The following is an 18,354-nucleotide window of genomic DNA, read 5'->3' as shown; positions in this document are numbered from 1 at the left end:
ATTACCAACCTTTAACTACGCCACCTTGGAAGATATCAGAAGCTGCGTTGTACACTTCTTCAGTTTGGTAAGCTTTAACGAAGTTCTGTACGTTTTCAGCGTTTAGGTTGTCTTCACGAGAAACGATTAGGTTTACGTAAGGAGAATCTTTGTCTTCAACGAATACGCCATCTTTTTGTGGAGTCAGGTTGATAGAGCTCGCGTAAGTTGTGTTGATGATAGAAAGCGCTACATCATCAAGAGAACGTGGCAGTTGTGCTGCGTCTAGTTCAACAATTGTTAGGTTCTTAGGGTTCTTAACGATGTCACGAACAGTTGCTAGAAGACCAGCACCTTCACGAAGCTCAAGAAGACCTTGTTGCTCAAGAAGCAGTAGAGAACGACCTAGGTTTGTAGGGTCGTTTGGTACTGCAATACGAGCACCGTCTTGGATTTCGTCTACAGATTTCACTTCTTTAGAGTAACCAGCAATTGGGTAAACAAACGTGTTACCAGCGATAGTCAGTTTGTAACCACGGTCAGCCACTTGCTGATCTAGGTACGGTGCGTGTTGGAATGCGTTGATGTCGATAGAGCCATCATCCAGTGCTGCGTTTGGTGTTACGTAATCTGTAAAAGTAACCAGTTCAACGTCTAGGCCGTACTGCTCTTTTGCTACTTTAGCTGCAACTTCAGCAACTTGCGCTTCAGCACCTGCCATTACGCCAACTTTTACTTTAGAAGTATCCACTTCTTTATCACCACAACCTGCTAGTACTAGCGCTGATGCTGCTGCTGCGATAGTAAGTAAACCTTTAAGGCTAAATTTCATAATAATCTCCTTTTAATAAATCTATTTAATTTGGTTCAGACGACTCTTGTCTTAGATAGTTTGCGTTTAAACGCTGAGTCTTTATCTGTGGTCAACGCGGCGAACTAATGAATCACCGATTGATTGAATAATTTGTACAAGCACAATCAACATCACTACCGTTACAGCCATGATGGTCACATCGTAACGGTGGAATCCGTAACGAATCGCGACATCACCTAGACCACCACCGCCTACAGTACCTGCCATTGCCGAGTAGCTCACCAACGTCACTAGCGTAATCGTTACTGAGTTGATAATAGTCGGTAGTGCTTCAGGAAGCAGAACCTTATTGATGATTTGTGTTGGTGTTGCGCCCATCGATTGAGCTGCTTCTACTAGACCTGTTGGTACTTCAAGTAGTGCACTTTCGATAAGTCGAGCTACGAATGGGATAGCGCCAATTGTCAGTGGAACAATCGCTGCTGTTGTACCGATGAAGGTACCAATCAGCATCTTAGTCAGTGGGATAATCGCAACCATCAACACTAAGAAAGGCACTGAACGACCGACGTTCACAATCGCACCTAGAATCTTGTTTACTTTGGTGTTCTCTAACAGGCCACCTTTTTTAGTCGTGTGTAGAATCACGCCTAGTGGAATACCGACAGCGAAGCCTACAATGCCAGCGACAGCAACCATGTAAAGTGTTTCGCCTGTTGCGCCTAATAGAAGGTTACCGTTAAGGCTGATCCAGTCAGCAATCTCGTTGAAACTAAAGGACATAACCAAGCACCTCTACTTTTACATTGTTATCGCGTAGGAATTGGATAGCAGCATTATCATCTGCTTCATTACCGAACAGTTCAGCAACCATCATGCCGAACTTCACACCGCCGGCGTAATCAAGGTCAGAGCTTAGGATGCTGACATCGATATTGAATTTGCGTGCAATCTGCGTCATCAACGGAGCATCAACCGTTGCGCCTGTAAACTCAAGGCGTACCAGCGGGTAGCTGCTGTTTACACGAGTCTGTTGCAAGCGTGCTTGGTAATCTTCGGGAATCGTCAGATCCAGCGTTGAACGAATGAATTGATGCGCAAGCTCAGTTTTAGGGTGAGCAAAGATGTCACCAACTGTGCCTTTCTCTACCAATTCACCACCGCCGATGATCGCCACTTCGTGACAAATGCTCTTAACCACATCCATCTCGTGCGTAATAAGCAGGATCGTGATGTTCAGCTTGCGGTTGATTTCACGCAGTAGCTCAAGAATCGATTGGGTAGTCGCAGGATCCAATGCGCTGGTCGCTTCATCACACAGAAGTACTTTCGGATCAGAGGCCAGGGCACGAGCAATCGCAACACGCTGTTTTTGACCGCCACTTAGATTTGCAGGGTAAGTGTCACGCTTATCAGCTAAGCCAACGAGTTCAAGTAACTCACTCACTTTCGCTTCAATAATTGCTTTATCTTTACCAGCAAGCTCTAAAGGCAGTGCTACATTGTTAAATACAGTACGAGAAGACAGCAGGTTGAAGTGTTGGAATATCATGCCGATATTACGGCGCGCTTCGCTAAGTTCAGATTTGCTGAGTTTTGTCAGGTCGATACCGTCAACAATCACTTCACCTGAAGTCGGGGCTTCCAACATATTTACACAGCGGATTAGGGTACTTTTGCCTGCACCTGAAGAGCCGATGACTCCAAAGATTTGACCTTGAGGAATGTGGAGGTTGATATCAATTAAGGCATTGATTTCTTTAGTGCCTTGATAAAAAACCTTGTTGACTTGATTCACTTTAATCATAGAGAAACCCGTGCAGGTAGAACAGAATAATATGTCGATAGCTCGCTCGATTTACAGACGATGCTATGGTGTTCTATGATCTAAGTCAATAGATATTTTTACGTCTAGACGGCTAAACGTCGATTGTATTGATAAGCTAGAAACAAATCGTTAACGAACGCAAAACTAAATAGATAGTGATGAAGCAAATAAAGCGTGTAATAATTAATGATTAATAGAGAGTTGATAGAGAACAAAATTTTGTCTAAACCTGCTGTTTTTTTAGATCGTGATGGTGTGATTAACGTTGATCACGGCTACGTACATGATGAGCATGACTTTGAATACATCGATGGTGTGTTTGAAGCGGCGAAAGCGTTTAAAGATATGGGTTATTTATTGGTGCTAGTGACCAACCAATCTGGTATTGCTCGCGGCATGTTTAGTGAAGACCGTTTTCTTTCTCTGACGCAGTGGATGGATTGGAACTTTGTCGATAACGGCGTTGAGCTTGATGGCATCTATTACTGCCCGCACCACGCTGAACACGGTATTGGTGACTACAAGCAAGATTGTGAATGTCGTAAACCAAAGCCAGGTATGTTCATTTCTGCTCGTGACTTTCTGAAGATTGATATGGCTAACTCGGTCATGATCGGCGATAAAGCTGAAGACATGATGGCTGCAGAAGAGGCAGGTGTTGGCACAAAAGTACTGGTAAGAACCGGTAAGCCAATCACTGAAAAGGGTGAAGCGTTAGCTAGTGTGGTACTTGATAGCATTAAAGATGTACCTGCTTTCTTAAAAGGTTAAGACACTAAGTCTCTTTCACTTAGATATAAGTGTTGTTCACTATATAAAGATGAGGAACGTAGCATGAAAGCATTGTTGATAGCATCTCTATGTACGGTAGCGTTGTTCGGGTGTTCTAAATCCGCAGCGCCTGATGGTGCAGTATCGGACGATCAATTCGTGACTTATCAATGTGAGTCTGACGCTTCATTTAAGGTCGCTTACCTTGGTAATGAAAAAGCGGTATTACGTTTGCCAGAGAATGAATATCGCCTCACTCAAATAGCGGCAGGTTCAGGAACGAAGTACATCTTAGATGATGGAACCTCTGAACTGATCAATAGCGTCACTTTACGTACTAAAGGTGACAACGCACGTCTAGAACTTGGTCGTGTCGTCTATAAAAATTGTCGAAAGTAAGTCATAGTTAACTCCTAAGATTTACAAACAGTTAAGTGAGGGGATCTACCCTCACTTTTTTTTCTCTTCCCTTTAACGTTAGACTTTTTATGAGCAAAAAACTCACTATTCTCGATATTGCTAAGCTGTCCGGTGTTGGTAAGTCAACCGTATCTCGCGTTCTGACCAATGATCCAAAAGTGAAACCTGAAACCCGTGAAAGGGTGGAAAGAGTAATTCAAGAATCTGGGTACACGCCTTCAAAGTCTGCGCAATCAATGCGTGGTGGCAGTCAAAAAGTCATCGGCGTGATCATCTCTCGTTTAGATTCTCCCTCTGAAAACAAAGCCGTTAGCACCATGCTAGCTGAGTTGTATCGAGCGGATTACGACGTGGTGATCATGGAAAGCCAACTCGATAGAGATAAAGCCAACGAGCATCTTCAGGTTCTTAAGCGTCGTAACGTTGATGGCATTATTGTGTTTGGCTTTACGGACTGTGACATTCCAGCGATCGAAGCGTGGGAACACAAAGCCGTTGTTATCGCTCTGGATACCGAGAACGTAACGTCGATTAACTATGATAACCAACAGGTGATCAATAGTGCGTTAGCGCATCTATCGGATCAGGGTATCTCAGATGTCGGTTTTATTGGTGTTGATCCTAGCGATAAATCAACCGGTGAGTTGCGTCTTAAGGCTTACCTCGATTGGTGTGAAAGCACTGGAGTGATTGCGAACTATCGTACTGGCCAACTTCATCATGAAAGCGCTTATCAGCTGGTGGATGAGGTACTGACTCCTACAACTCAAGCACTTGTTTGTGCTAGTGACACATTGGCTCTTGGCGTGATCAAGCGTCTACAAGAACTACAACGTGAAGATGTGGTTGTAACAGGCGTTGGTGGCAATGATCTTCTCTCTTTCTTGTTCCCTCGCGTATTTAGTATTGATCCAGGCTATCAATCTGCAGGTAAGTTGGCGGCTAATCTATTGATCTCTCAGCTTTTAGGCAATTCAGAGATCTCTCATCACACTCAATCTCCGATTCTATAATCCACTCAATTAAGCGAAATTTAACCGCTTAGATTAAAATTAGAGTGTGATCTCTTTCAATTAATGGGACTGTTCCCATTTGAATTTATCATTCATGCGGGCATTATAATAACTGTAATTGGGAATGTTCCCATAAATCTGAATCTTGAGTGGTTATCACTGCATGGTTTAGATGAGTAATTGAATGAAACCAGGGTGGGGTAGTATGAGTAAGATAGCGAAGCAAGACGTTGCGCGTCTTATCGAGTTAGTCGGTGGCAAAGAAAATATTGCGAGTGTCAGCCATTGTCTGACTCGACTGCGTTTTGTATTGAACGATACAGAGCAGGCCAACAAAGCTGAACTCGAAAAACTGAAGCTAGTAAAAGGCTGTTTTACTAACGCAGGCCAATTCCAAGTCGTGATTGGCACTGAAGTTGATGAAGTGTACGCACTTCTGATTGAGCAAACGGGTAAAGAGGCGTCATCAAAAGATGAGTCTAAGCTGGCCGCTCGTCAAAATATGAACTTCCTTGAGCGTGGTATCTCCCATTTAGCCGAAATTTTCGTACCACTGCTGCCTGCCATCATTACTGGTGGTCTGATTCTTGGTTTCCGTAATGTGATTGGCGACATTCGCATGTTCGACGGCAAAACCCTCGTTGAAATCAGCCAATTCTGGGCAACTGTTCACTCTTTCTTATGGCTGATTGGCGAAGCGATTTTCTTCTTCCTACCGGTTGGTGTGTGTTGGGCGACGGTTAAGAAGCTTGGCGGAACCCCTATTTTGGGTATCACGCTCGGTGTAACCTTGGTTTCCCCGCAATTGATGAACGCTTACATGATAGGTAAATCGGTACCTGAGGTGTGGGACTTTGGCTTGTTCGTGATTGAGAAAGTCGGTTATCAAGCACAGGTGATCCCTGCGATGCTAGCGGGTGTGGCTCTGGCGTTCATTGAGACTAACCTTAAGCGTATTGTACCTTCTTATCTGTACCTTGTTGTCGTGCCATTTGTATCGATTATTTTGTCTGTGATTTTAGCTCACGCTTTCATTGGTCCATTTGGCCGTATGTTAGGTGATGGCGTAGCATTCGCGGCTAAAGCAGCAATGACGGGTGACTTTGCGATTCTTGGTTCAGTGGTATTTGGCTTCCTATACGCACCTTTGGTTATTACGGGTATTCACCACACAACCAACGCAGTCGACCTACAATTGATGCAAGACTTAGGCGGCACGCCAATCTGGCCTTTGATTGCGCTATCAAATATCGCACAAGCTTCAGCGGTCGTTGGCATCATCATCTTAAGTAAACGCGAAGGTGAACGAGACATCTCGGTTCCAGCAGCAATCTCTGCTTACTTAGGTGTAACAGAGCCAGCGATGTACGGCATCAACCTTAAATACAAATTCCCAATGCTGAGCGCAATGATCGGCAGTGCTGCAGCGGCTGCAATCTGTGGTAGTGCAGGTGTGATGGCGAATGGTATCGGTGTTGGTGGCTTGCCGGGCATCTTATCGATTCAACCGCAATATTGGTCTATTTACTTAATTGCGATGCTGGTGGCGATTGTACTACCCGTCACGTTAACACTGTTCTTCTATAAACGAGCACAGATGAAAGGCGAGCTAGAAACCGCCAACGCGTAATGCATTAAATAAGCGATGGCTTCAAAGTGAGCCATCGCTTTTTCTCTTAGTTATAGCTTTTTCTTTTAGTTATAACGGCTATTCGACCATGATTCACATGGTGATTTTTATTTTATATTTTCTGGTAAGTGAGTGTTAGAGATGGCGATGACTGAGCATGATGAAAGTTGGTGGAAAACCGCAACCATCTATCAAATCTACCCAAAGAGCTTTTGTGATAGTGGCAGTAAAGGTACTGGCGATATCAAAGGGATCATTTCAAAACTGGATTATCTTAAACACTTGAGTGTGGATGCAATTTGGTTAACCCCAGTTTACGCTTCCCCAATGATCGATAACGGCTACGATATTTCAGATTACTACGCGATTAACCCGCAATTCGGCACCATGGAAGAGTTCGACTTATTGCTGGCTGAAGCGCACCAACGTGGTATTCGTATCGTGATGGACATCGTGGTAAACCACACTTCAACAGAACATGCGTGGTTTCAGTCGGCATTGGGTGACAAAAACAGCCCATACCGCGACTACTATATCTGGAAAGATCCAGTAGATGGCCAAGCACCAACTAACTGGCAGTCTAAGTTCGGTGGTAATGCGTGGGAACTAGATGAGTCGACTGGGCAATACTTCCTACACTTATTCGCCAAAGAACAGGCTGACCTCAACTGGGAGAACCCAGTTGTACGCGAAGAAGTGAAGGACGTTATCAGCTTTTGGGCAGAGAAGGGCGTTGATGGTTTCCGCTTGGATGTGATCAACCTTATTTCGAAACAACAAGATTTTCCTAACGATGATATCGGTGATGGTCGTCGTTTTTACACTGATGGCCCACGTGTACACGAATACCTGAAAGAGATCAGCGAAGCAGTATTCCAGAAGTACGGCAGCGTGACTGTAGGTGAGATGTCTTCAACTACGTTGGAGCATTGTCAGCAATACTCAAATGTTGATAACAGCGAGCTATCAATGGTGTTTAACTTCCACCACCTTAAGGTCGATTACACCAATGGTGAGAAGTGGACTAATGCGCCGTTTGATTTCTTACAGCTCAAGTCGATCTTCAATCATTGGCAAACAGGCTTGAACGGCAAAGGGTGGGGCGCATTGTTCTGGTGTAACCACGACCAACCGCGAGTGGTGAGCCGCTTAGGTGATGATCAGCAGTATCGTGTTGAGTCGGCGAAGATGCTGGCTGCGTCTGTACACATGATGCAAGGCACGCCGTATATCTATCAAGGTGAAGAGATTGGCATGACTAACCCGGGTTATACTGAGATAAGCCAGTATCGTGATGTAGAGAGCACCAACATGTATGACATCATGGTTAACCGTGATGGTGTGGCTCATCAAGATATGATGGCGATTCTTGCACAGAAATCTCGTGATAACTCTCGTACGCCGATGCAGTGGAACAGTGAAGCGCACGCGGGCTTTTCGAAGGCTCAGCCATGGTTGGATGTTGCGAACAACTACCCTGAGATCAATGCTGAGCAAGCGCTAGAAGATAAAGACTCTGTTTTTTACTTCTACAAGAGTTTGATTGAACTTCGTAAAGAGGTGCCTGTGATTACTCATGGTAGTTATCAAGATTTGCTACCTGAGCACCTATCTATATTTGCGTATTCTCGCGAGAGCGAAGGGCAGACTCTGCTGTGTGTTAATAACTATTATGGTGAAGAGACGGAATGTGTTTTACCGGAACGTTTTGATATGACGAATGCCAAGTGCTTGCTTGCTAACTATCAAGAGACAGACGACTCAGTAACATCGCATCATCAAGTATTGCGCCCTTATGAGACTCGTATTTTGTTGATTGAGGGCTAGGTAGCTAGGTCACTTTATTAAGGTATATCTAAACACAAAATAAAGCTCATGACCTTTAGTACCCCAGTAGGTCATAAGCTTACCAACAAGGCTTTGGATTGCTCCCCAAAGCCTTTTTTACATCAGTGTGCTGCAGTTAGTATCACTACGTTTTTTCTATTGCTGTCAGCTTAGCTGCTGATTCCTCAATAGTAGATTGTTCCACTGACATCAATTCAATCTGCTCAATCAGGCCAATCGTTGGGTTGAACCAGCGCTCAGACGATGTGCCAAACTCTGCTGAATCCATACCGACACAGCCAATGTAGTAAGTGTTTTTCTCCGTAAGATTCGCAGCTTCGATCGATTTACCCGAAACAGTGAAGCTTTTACGTACACCTGTTTCATTGATTTCTTGCTGCCAAGTAACTTGGCATGACGCATCAGTTGGCAGTGATTGCACCCACTGGTGATCCTCAAAGTCACTCAACATATTCGCGACGGCTTCTCCATCAAGCGTAATTTGCATTGAAATGGTTTCTTCGCTGATATCAATAATTGGGTTGCTCTCTTTTACGTCTGTTCCTTTCAAACGGAACAGTGGGCTGCTGTACATCATTCTTGTGATGTATTGGCTACCAATGAAGTAAGCATTGGTGATTTCGTGTAACCCACGGTCAGGACCTGCAAAATAAATGCTGCCGTCTTCTTGTGTGCCTTCAGCATTCGTCATGATGTCTTCAGAGACATAAAACTCGGTGATGCCGTAATTGATCAGGTCGTTGATAACTTGAATTTCCGCTTCATTGCCTGACTCTGATTCTAAACCTGCAATGACGAGCTCACCACTTAACGGCGTGAAGTTCATCGTCATCGAGCCTTCAGTTTCACCATCTTTGGTAAATGCGTATTTTAATGCTGTGCTTGCTTGAGGCGCGAATTGAGAGTCATTGATTGGGTAATCGACTTGATTGCTTGGGCCTTTATTGCCATTGGTTGAACCAGACGAAGAGCCGCCTCCGCCGCCACAGCCATAAAGAGCAAAAAGAGAAGTCGCAAGCAGCGTCATGGTTTTTTTCATGTGAAGCATTCCTAATAATGTTGTTGACCGTGAGCGGTCGGATGTTTTTAGGAATGCTATTGATATGAGGGTTTGTAGGGCAAAAAATGAAGATACATGAAACCTTAATTTATATTTAAGTTGCTGTTATTAATGATTTTATATTATTTAGTTCGATAGTTGATGCCCGACAGCGGTACAGTAATTTAGCATCAGATTCTCCCACTGCTTGATGATCAGCGGCTCATTGACACTGAGTTTTAGATTTTTCCAAGGCTGAAGGCAGGTCGATTTTGACTCTGGCTTGGATAAGCGCGCAAACAGTTCTTCCGATGGAACGACTCGTAGTAAGGCAACCAAAGACTCCATGTAGTTGAGGCGAAACTTATCCATGTCTCCTTGCTTATAAGCGATGTGAGATACCACCATATAAACCAGAGCATTTTCGATAGTCGAGTTTCCGGCGGTGTTGGTTAAGAATTCCTTCGAAGTTTGCAGATCTCTCAACTTGAAGTGAATAATCCCCAGCCACAGCTTAAGTTCGTCTGGAATCAACTTAAAGTGGGTTTGCACTAGGCTAGTAAATCGAATCAGTCGCTGGTGATCTGTCTCAAATAGCGCTAGCTGGCGAGCGATCAGCGTTGAGGTCATCACGTTGAGTGGTACGTTCTCAAGATCGATAGTCGTGCCATTCAATAGAGCACTTAATGCGTGATTGTCGACAGACCATTCCGGATAGAGCGGAGCAGGCAGAGCAAAGTAGCTCGCAAGTTCTTGGTTAATCTCCATCAAGCTCTCGCTGAGATTATCTATCTCAATAGAGTAAACGCCACGAAAGGCAAGCTTACCTGAGCTCGGGTAGATAAGGCTGACCTTGGCTGCGAGTCGTTTGTCGACCTCTTGGTCCTTCAGCTGAATATTAAGCAGATAGTCACTGGTGCGCATGTTCTTTGCGCCAGGGAAGAAAGGAGAGCTATCTACCGGGTCTAGGAAGTAACTTGGGGCATCTTGGTTGGCTAAATCGGTATAGGCGTACTCAATTTGTTGTTGAAGCAACAGAGCTTTAACCATCTTGCGATAATGTCTTGCATTGTCACCGACCGCATCGATGCGATTGAGTAGCAGCTCAACCTTAGGAATTAACCTCTGTTCACGTTCAACCTCAGAGGCATGGTTCGACGAATGCCATAACATGTAACCCAAGCTTGCTGTAGTGATCAGTAACACCAGAGTCGTTAACAGGAGAACAGAGGTCACTAGCGTCGGAGTCTTTCGCGCTTTAGGTTGTTCTGTTTCCAAAACTGTTTCTGCTGTTTCAGATGCTGCATTAGATAAACTGACCGAGCTAGGGCTAAGAAAGTAGCCTTTGCGTGGGTAAGTGACCAAAATTTTGGTAGCGTCGTTCTCTGGCAAGTGTTTTTGTAGTACCGAGCGAAGTGTGCTGATTCGGTTGGTGAGTACGTTTTTGGATATGAAATTACTTTGCCAAACCGTCGCGATAATTTGCTCTGCCGCTAATGGCTCTCCGACGCTCGTGAGAAATAGCTCAAGTAACTCGATAGAACGAGGCTCTAAATCGATGACCTGCTCGTTGCAACTCAAGACACGTGTCATTGGGTTGAATTCTAAACCTTCAATGAAGATCGAGGTTTGAGTGTCTTTGGCGCTGGAGAGGTAATCTTGCATAACGAAAGAGGGGTAGCTTATAAAAGCTAAATACTAGCTGTTTTCGTTATGAAAAACAGCTAGTAATTCATTGATTGGATAGCTGGCGTTAAGACGCGTAGTTCACCGAATAGCGTGTAGGCTTATGATTCATCGCTAATACGATGTTCAATACCGCAGTGCCCAATACAGAAACCGCAATCACCCAAGGCGATACGAAGAAGAATGATGCAAACAGAATACACGCATCAATAGCCATTTGGGTTTTGCCTACTGAGATACCGTAGCGATCCTGAATGAATAAGCACAAGACGTTGAATCCACCCAAGCTTGAGCGATGACGGAATAAGATCAGCATACCCAAGCCCATCAATAAACCACCGGCTACTGCACAGTAGATCTCATTATGAACTTCGAGCGAAATAACCAAGTATAAATGATCGGCAAACACAGACACTAAAGCGCCGGAAATCGCACTGCTGATCGCAAAGCTGCGACCAAAACGTTTCCACGCCAATAGATAGAATGGACAGTTAGCGACAAAGTATAGAATACCGAAGGTTACAGGCAAAAATTGACTCAGCAGTAGAGCCAAACCAGTAGTACCACCGGTAAGCAGGTGCGCAGACTGTAAAAAGAAGACGCCTAACGCTACTAAAAACGTGCCCGTCAGGACTGCAATCCAATCTTCTTTACGTGAGTGTTTTTCCATCGTTTTAATAATTACCTAATCAATAAAGGCGTGCATAGTAGAGAAAAACTTAAGCTTTCGGTAGCTAGAGGGGCAAAATTAAGGTAAACCTATGTAATCTGCGTTTTACAGGGTGTAAATCGTAAAATTGACAGTAAGGAACATCTTTGGTTGGATAAGCCCAATAACCATGATGAATCTTATTTGTGATTATGAAAAAACTGCATGATAAAATTGCAATTAGCTCTTTATGACCTAGATCAAATTATGTAGAATGCGTCACATCAAAACGGTGACGGAAACGTTTGCTTTCGGTCGTTGTGTGGTTTTTTTGAAACTTTCAGTACAATCTGAGTCAGGAGATACAGATGCTTAAGCGTGACATGAACATTGCTGATTACGATGCGGATCTATTCGCAGCTATCCAAGAAGAAACTCTTCGTCAGGAAGAGCACATCGAACTTATCGCTTCAGAAAACTACACAAGCCCACGTGTAATGGAAGCTCAAGGTTCTCAGCTAACAAACAAATACGCTGAAGGCTACCCAGGCAAGCGTTACTACGGTGGTTGTGAGTACGTAGACAAAGTTGAAACTCTAGCAATTGAACGTGCATGTGAGCTGTTTGGTGCCGAGTACGCGAACGTACAGCCTCACTCAGGTTCTCAAGCAAACAACGCTGTATACATGGCGCTACTGAACGCAGGCGACACAGTTCTAGGTATGAGCCTAGCGCACGGTGGTCACCTAACTCACGGTTCTCCAGTAAACTTCTCTGGTAAGCTTTACAACATCATCCCTTACGGTATCGACGAAGCAGGCCAAATCGATTACGAAGAGATGGAAAAGCTGGCTATCGAGAACAAACCTAAGATGATCATCGGTGGTTTCTCTGCTTACTCTCAAATCTGTGATTGGAAGCGCATGCGTGAAATCGCTGACAAAGTAGGTGCTTACCTATTCGTAGATATGGCTCACGTAGCGGGTCTAATCGCGGCAGGTGTTTACCCGAACCCAGTTCCACACGCGCACGTTGTTACAACAACAACGCACAAAACGCTAGCAGGCCCACGTGGCGGTCTAATCCTTTCTAACGAAGGCGAAGACCTTTACAAGAAGCTGAACTCAGCAGTATTCCCAGGCGGTCAAGGTGGCCCTCTAATGCACGTTATCGCTGGTAAAGCAGTAGCGTTCAAAGAAGCTCTAGAGCCAGAGTTCAAAGAATACCAAGCACGTGTAGTTGCTAACGCAAAAGCAATGGTTGCTGAATTCCTTGAGCGTGGTTACAACATCGTTTCAGGTTCTACAGAGAACCACCTGTTCCTAGTTGACCTAATCAACAAAGACATCACAGGTAAAGAAGCAGACGCAGCACTAGGTGCAGCAAACATCACAGTAAACAAGAACTCAGTACCAAATGATCCACGTAGCCCGTTCGTTACTTCAGGTATCCGTATCGGTTCTCCTTCTATCACTCGTCGCGGTTTCTCAGAAGCAGACGCGAAAGAGCTAGCAGGTTGGATCTGTGACATCCTAGATAACATGGGCGATGAGTCTGTTATCGAAGCAACGAAAGCAAAAGTACTAGAAATCTGTAAGCGTCTACCGGTTTACGCTTAATTTTTCTGGCTCAAATAGCTTAATTTCTGTGTCAAAGGTGCTCATTTACATTCGTAAACTCCGCGCCTTTTCCTTGAACTAAAGCTATTTGATTGAAAAATGATGATTTTAAAGGCTCCTTGATAGGGGCCTTTTTTGTTTTTGAGGTACTTCGTTGTCGAGCATGCTCACTTACATCCGTAAGCTCCGCGTGCTCTCCTAGAATTTCAAACGACTACTTTGAAAAATACTTTTAAAGGGGCTCATTGAGTCTCTTTTTGTTTTAGGGAAAGGTGCTGAAAACTCCGCGCCTGTTCCTTGAACTTAAGCTATTTGATTGAAAGTACGATTTGAAGGGCTCCTTGTTAGGGGCCTTTTTGGTATCTGTCGGTATGGAGTTGGGTTATATGAGAATGCAGAAAGGCGGGTACTAAAAAGGGCTGATGTCTGCACATCAACCCTTTGTGGTTTTCTTATGTTGGTTCTACTTTCTGATGCTAAGCAGGGTGCCAGACTTACACTTGAATGAGTAATAATGGCGGCTCTCGTTGAATTTTCCTAAGCCTTCGCCGTCACAGTAGTCGATATTGATGTCACGCATCACTTCTAGTGTGTCTTCGCTTTTCAGAGCGAATTTAGAGCCATCAGAGCAGACAATACGCACTCTTTCATCATGGCTTACTGAGTAAATATCGACTTCGGTGTTACACAGCTCAAAAGAGGCTTCACGAAAGTTGTCTTGCTGTGTATTTGAAGCGCAACCTGCAGTCAGTGTTGCTGCGAAAACTGCCAAAAGTCCGAGTCTTTTCATTGTTAATCCTTCGCTATCATCAGATTGATTGATGAGTTTTATATGCTATTTCAGGTAGCCTATACAACAATACGCTTTGGTTCAAGGAGCGCTCGTTGACTCTAAGATATAAAAGTATAGATGTAGACAGACAATTTATAATTGGCTAACTGCATGTTTATCCAATACGTATCACCAATAAAAAAGACCAACACTGAGGTTGGCCTTTCAAAATCAAGCTTGTTTTAAATGACTATCGAAACTGTTTGGCTTCTGGAAGGAATTCAAAACCAGCTGACGCAAGTTTAGCGATCAATGCTGCTTTGTCGATCTCGTAGAAGTTGACCACTCGATCTATATCACCGCCGAAGTCGTCACGTAGCTTCATGTTGACGATGCTCATCAACATTACAGGATCCATTTTTTCAAAATTAGCGAGGTTCATATTAGTCCTCGAAATCTGAGATCAGCAGGTTTGCAGCGGCAAAGGCTGCACGCTCACGCGCTTCTTTAGGAAGAGATTCGTCTGCAGCAAGGTCATTCAATGTTTTTACCGCGCAGGTGATCGCTTTCGGGATATAGCCTTGGTCGCCACTGCCAATTTGAGAATACAGTTCACGCACCAAATCACAACAATCGTATACTTTCATTTTTATACCTAACCAAATGATAACTGATCTCAATATACACATAGAGATAAGCAAAAACAAAGTGGATCTGATTAAGTTCAGAGTTAGTTTGTTCTTGCTCAATATCTCATTCTGTTGATGCTCAACATATCACTTGCTAGCTTGCCAATTAGCCGGATATTGACCACTTAACCAGATATTTGCTGTTCAAGTTGATAAGTCACTTCATCAGCAAGGTTGAGTTGTTTGGCTAACTCTTTGAGGTACGCCTTTTCCATGAAGTTCTGTTCGTCGGCTACGATCAAAGAGGCTAAGTAGATTTCGCTGGCTTGTTGCGGTGATGTCGCGAGTTGAGCGATTTCACTTGGATCGAGTGGTTTGTGCAACTCTTCAGACACCAATTTAGTCAGTTGATAATCGGCACCCATGTTCTCGACGGCTTGTTCAATCTTAGCCATCTCTTCTTCATCGACATGGCCATCGGCTTTGGATGCGGCAATCATTGATCTGAGAATCAGTACGCTATGGTTTGAGTCGTTCTCATCAAATTGAGCTTGCTCGGCATTCGGTGTTTGGCCTTGTTTAGATTGGTAGTCGTTGTAGACCTTGTAAGCGAGAGCGCCCAGAGCTGCTGCGCCACCAATACCTGCGGCTTTCTTACCCATTTTCTTGGTTTTATTAGAACCCATTAATGCACCTAATAGCCCGCCACCAACAGCGCCTGCACCGAAGGCTCCGAGTGTACTTTTACTGCTACTCTTGCCATTGTTGCCTTGAGAAAGGCCACTTAAACTTGAAGACCCTTGTGAAAGTTTCTGAGTGCCTTGTTTAACGAGATCTGACTTAAGTGCTTGGTTAAGTAAGCTTTTGATATCCATCGATACCTCCAATGGTGAGCATGTCCAAAAAGTTGATGACACCAATATACGGATTTGAAGATGAACAGGGGATTAACTTACCTTATTTACTCTACTGATAAATAGAAGGGAGTTTGAAGGGAAAAAATAGGTATAAAAAAGGCCACCTGATGGTAGCCTTTCAATGTTTATCTAGTGAGTAATCTGATTACTAAGCTAGTTGAGCTTTAAGGTGCTCGATAACCGTGTCCATTGCGATAGCTTCTTTATCACCAGTACGACGGTTTTTGTATTCGAAGTTACCTTCGTCCATGCTGCGATCACCGATAACGATAGTGTGAGGAATACCCACTAGCTCGATATCTTTAAACATAACACCTGGGCGCTCTTTACGGTCATCGAATAGAACTTCGATACCCATAGCTGTTAATTCAGCGTATAGCTTCTCAGCTGCTTCTTTAACGCGCTCAGATTTGTGCATGTTCATTGGTACGATAGCAACTTGGAACGGTGCTAGTGCGTCTGGCCAAGTGATACCGAATTTATCGTGGTTTTGCTCGATAGCAGATGCAACAACACGTGAAACACCGATACCGTAACAACCCATTTCTAGGATTACGCTCTTGCCGTCAGGACCAAGCACGTTACAGTTCATTGCTTTAGAGTAAGTATTACCCAGTTGGAAGATGTGACCAACTTCGATACCGCGCTTAAGTTGGATTGTACCTTGACCACATGGGCTTAGGTCGCCTTCAACTACGTTACGTAGATCTTCAATTTGAGCAAGCTCAACATCACGACCCCAGTTAATACCGAAGTAGTGCTTACCGTCTACGTTTGCGCCAGCGCCAAAGTCGCTCATTACAGCAACAGAGCGGTCAACGATGAATGGTAGCTCTAGGCCAACAGGGCCAAGTGAACCTGGACCTGCACCAACAAGTGCGCGGATTTCTTCTTCAGAAGCCATCTCTAGCGGAGCAGCAACTTGTGGAAGGTTCTCTGCTTTCACTTCGTTAAGCTCGTGGTCACCACGGATGATCAGAGCAATAATATCTGCTTCTACTTCATCAGAAGCTTTAACGAATAGAGTCTTAACTGTCTTCTCGATTGCTAGACCGTGTTGCTCTACCAATTCTGCGATAGTTTTCGCGTTTGGTGTATCAACCAGTTCCATCTCTTGAGTTGGTGCTGCAGCATCTTCAGTAGGAGCAAGTGCTTCTGCTTTTTCGATGTTTGCTGCGTAATCTGACTCAGTTGAGAATGCGATTAGGTCTTCGCCGCTTTCAGCAAGAACGTGGAACTCTTGAGAGCCGCTGCCGCCGATTGCGCCAGAGTCTGCCAATACTGGACGGTACTCAAGGCCCATGCGGTCGAATGCTTTACAGTAAGCATCGTGCATCGCTTGGTAAGACTTTTCTAAGCCTTCTTTATCGATATCAAAGCTGTACGCATCCATCATAGAGAATTCACGTGCACGCATTACGCCAAAACGAGGGCGGCGCTCATCACGGAATTTAGTCTGGATTTGGTACAGGTTTAAAGGTAGCTGTTTGTAAGAGCTGATCTCGTTACGTACTAGGCTCGTCACTACTTCTTCAGCTGTTGGGCTAAGAACAAACGGACGAGAGTGACGGTCTGTGAAACGAAGTAGCTCAGGACCCATCTTTTCAGAACGGCCAGTCTCTTCCCAAAGCTCAAACGGTTGAACTACGGGCATCAAGATTTCAACGGCACCTGCATTATCGATCTCTTGGCGAACGATATTTTCGACTTTACGCAGTACACGTAGACCAGTAGGTAGCCAAGTATATAAACCTGAAGCTAGCTTACGGATCATACCTGCACGTAGCATCAGCTGGTGGCTGATAACTTCTGCGTCGTTTGGAGTCTCTTTCAGAGTAGAAAGAAGGTAGTTACTGGTACGCATTCTATGGTATCCGTTTCATCATTGACAAAAGAAAACTTGCTGTCGTTCGTGACCACAGCAAATCTGATATAGCCGCATATAATATCAGCCTATTTGGGATCTCAAAAGCGTTCAATGTCAGTTACATTGATGAAAAGTGTTTCAACTACGAATTTCACGTTAAGATCGAACAAATTTACCGCATATTCCTTGTTGTCAGGTTTACCTTTCTTATAGGCAGGACGAGGATCTTGGCCTAATACTTCTTTGATCACCTGAACGATATGGCGCGCTTGTGGATGACTGGCTAGCTTACTTTGCGCTTGCTGAGAAAAGTTAACTTCGAGCACTTCTGGTTCATCGGCAGCAAACCCTCCCAATGCGTCCGGAATCGAATCTGAGTAGGGGATATAAGGCTTGATGTCGATGATCGGTGTGCCATCTACTAAGTCGACGCTGCCGAGATCCAACCAAGTTTGTCCTTTCTCTTGAGACACACCTTTTAGTTCAACCGCAGACATGCCAATTCCATTCGGTCTGAATGTGGCACGAGACGCGAATACACCAATACGTTCATTCCCGCCAAGGCGAGGTGGCCTCACGGTTGGTTTCCAGCCTGCTTCAAGGTTCTTGTCGAACAGAAATAGTAACCAAACATGGCTAAATTGCTCAATACCACGAACAGACTCAAGGCAGTTTGCTGCATCAACTAACCTGACTCTTGAGGTGGATGTGGGTACCAACCTAGGCTGCCTTGGCACAGCGAACTTCTCTTTATAAGGAGAGTCAATAAAGCCAACAGGTTCAATGGTGTACATAGTTGGGTGTTCTCTGATTACGATTAAGACGGAAAAATATCATAAAATTGCTTGTTTTTCCTTTGATAATAATTATCAT

The 18,354-nt window shown here is 44.4% G+C and carries 18 protein-coding genes; 6 read left to right on the top strand and 12 right to left on the bottom strand.

Features of this window, described 5'->3' with window-relative positions:
- Position 1: 1 nt before the first annotated feature.
- From BCU34_RS10300 to metN, 3 genes are all read right to left on the bottom strand, one after another.
- Complete coding sequence (locus BCU34_RS10300; RefSeq protein WP_017630795.1) at positions 2-811, bottom strand: MetQ/NlpA family lipoprotein; 810 nt, start codon at positions 809-811, stop codon at positions 2-4.
- An 81-nt stretch (positions 812-892) separates the two neighbouring features.
- Positions 893-1,576 (bottom strand): methionine ABC transporter permease, encoded by a 684-nt coding sequence (locus BCU34_RS10295; protein ID WP_017060764.1) that lies wholly within the window; start codon positions 1,574-1,576, stop codon positions 893-895.
- Positions 1,566-2,600 (bottom strand): methionine ABC transporter ATP-binding protein MetN, encoded by a 1,035-nt coding sequence (gene metN / locus BCU34_RS10290; RefSeq protein ID WP_048661199.1) that lies wholly within the window; start codon positions 2,598-2,600, stop codon positions 1,566-1,568. Before metN ends, BCU34_RS10295 begins: the two co-directional genes overlap by 11 nt.
- 207 nt (positions 2,601-2,807) lie before the next feature.
- Here metN and gmhB point away from each other — a divergent pair, with 207 nt between their 5' ends.
- The 5 genes from gmhB (at position 2,808) to treC (ending at position 8,282) form a co-directional block, all read left to right on the top strand.
- On the top strand, positions 2,808-3,392 hold the full coding sequence (gene gmhB, locus BCU34_RS10285) for a D-glycero-beta-D-manno-heptose 1,7-bisphosphate 7-phosphatase (RefSeq protein WP_170960820.1): 585 nt from the start codon (positions 2,808-2,810) through the stop codon (positions 3,390-3,392).
- Between the two features lie 63 nt (positions 3,393-3,455).
- The gene (locus BCU34_RS10280; RefSeq protein ID WP_048664565.1) at positions 3,456-3,791 is read left to right on the top strand and encodes an MliC family protein; all 336 of its coding nucleotides are present in this window, start codon (positions 3,456-3,458) and stop codon (positions 3,789-3,791) included.
- Positions 3,792-3,880: 89 nt separating this feature from the next.
- Complete coding sequence (treR, locus tag BCU34_RS10275; protein ID WP_019824953.1) at positions 3,881-4,825, top strand: trehalose operon repressor TreR; 945 nt, start codon at positions 3,881-3,883, stop codon at positions 4,823-4,825.
- Positions 4,826-5,030: 205 nt separating this feature from the next.
- A complete protein-coding gene (treB, locus tag BCU34_RS10270; RefSeq protein ID WP_102478915.1) occupies positions 5,031-6,455 on the top strand; it encodes a PTS trehalose transporter subunit IIBC in 1,425 nt (474 codons plus the stop codon).
- 141 nt (positions 6,456-6,596) lie between these two features.
- The gene (treC, locus tag BCU34_RS10265; protein ID WP_102478914.1) at positions 6,597-8,282 is read left to right on the top strand and encodes an alpha,alpha-phosphotrehalase; all 1,686 of its coding nucleotides are present in this window, start codon (positions 6,597-6,599) and stop codon (positions 8,280-8,282) included.
- A 145-nt stretch (positions 8,283-8,427) separates the two neighbouring features.
- Here the strand turns inward: treC and BCU34_RS10260 are convergent, their stop codons facing one another.
- From BCU34_RS10260 to BCU34_RS10250, 3 genes are all read right to left on the bottom strand, one after another.
- Complete coding sequence (locus BCU34_RS10260; protein ID WP_102432634.1) at positions 8,428-9,342, bottom strand: hypothetical protein; 915 nt, start codon at positions 9,340-9,342, stop codon at positions 8,428-8,430.
- 147 nt (positions 9,343-9,489) lie between these two features.
- Positions 9,490-11,007, bottom strand: coding sequence for a winged helix-turn-helix domain-containing protein (locus BCU34_RS10255; protein WP_102432633.1), 1,518 nt, complete (start codon positions 11,005-11,007; stop codon positions 9,490-9,492).
- An 88-nt stretch (positions 11,008-11,095) separates the two neighbouring features.
- Positions 11,096-11,698 carry a YitT family protein gene (locus tag BCU34_RS10250; RefSeq protein WP_061032592.1) on the bottom strand — a complete coding sequence of 201 codons (603 nt, stop codon included), beginning with the start codon at positions 11,696-11,698 and terminating at the stop codon, positions 11,096-11,098.
- A gap of 347 nt (positions 11,699-12,045) precedes the next feature.
- Between BCU34_RS10250 and glyA the strand changes: the two genes are divergently transcribed.
- Positions 12,046-13,296, top strand: coding sequence for a serine hydroxymethyltransferase (gene glyA / locus BCU34_RS10245; RefSeq protein ID WP_004738553.1), 1,251 nt, complete (start codon positions 12,046-12,048; stop codon positions 13,294-13,296).
- A gap of 463 nt (positions 13,297-13,759) precedes the next feature.
- On the opposite strand, the gene BCU34_RS10240 is transcribed toward glyA, so the two are convergent.
- The 6 genes from BCU34_RS10240 to tsaA all read right to left on the bottom strand — a co-directional run bounded on the left by BCU34_RS10240 (position 13,760) and on the right by tsaA (position 18,275).
- Positions 13,760-14,086, bottom strand: coding sequence for a hypothetical protein (locus BCU34_RS10240; protein ID WP_017063350.1), 327 nt, complete (start codon positions 14,084-14,086; stop codon positions 13,760-13,762).
- A 232-nt stretch (positions 14,087-14,318) separates the two neighbouring features.
- Complete coding sequence (locus BCU34_RS10235) at positions 14,319-14,510, bottom strand: DUF4250 domain-containing protein (protein ID WP_029235125.1); 192 nt, start codon at positions 14,508-14,510, stop codon at positions 14,319-14,321.
- Between the two features lies 1 nt (position 14,511).
- Entirely contained in the window at positions 14,512-14,715 is a 204-nt protein-coding gene (locus BCU34_RS10230; RefSeq protein ID WP_008222923.1) for a YaeP family protein, read from the bottom strand.
- A gap of 167 nt (positions 14,716-14,882) precedes the next feature.
- Positions 14,883-15,572, bottom strand: coding sequence for a tellurite resistance TerB family protein (locus BCU34_RS10225; protein WP_102478913.1), 690 nt, complete (start codon positions 15,570-15,572; stop codon positions 14,883-14,885).
- 190 nt (positions 15,573-15,762) lie between these two features.
- Positions 15,763-17,478, bottom strand: a complete 1,716-nt coding sequence (locus BCU34_RS10220; protein ID WP_102333426.1) for a proline--tRNA ligase — start codon at positions 17,476-17,478, stop codon at positions 15,763-15,765.
- Positions 17,479-17,579: 101 nt separating this feature from the next.
- A complete protein-coding gene (gene tsaA / locus BCU34_RS10215; protein WP_102432056.1) occupies positions 17,580-18,275 on the bottom strand; it encodes a tRNA (N6-threonylcarbamoyladenosine(37)-N6)-methyltransferase TrmO in 696 nt (231 codons plus the stop codon).
- Positions 18,276-18,354: the final 79 nt, after the last annotated feature.

This window comes from Vibrio sp. 10N.286.45.E10, assembly GCF_002874195.2.
In the GTDB taxonomy this organism is placed as follows: Bacteria; Pseudomonadota; Gammaproteobacteria; order Enterobacterales; family Vibrionaceae; genus Vibrio; species Vibrio crassostreae.
This window is presented reverse-complemented; position numbering and strand designations above follow the sequence as displayed.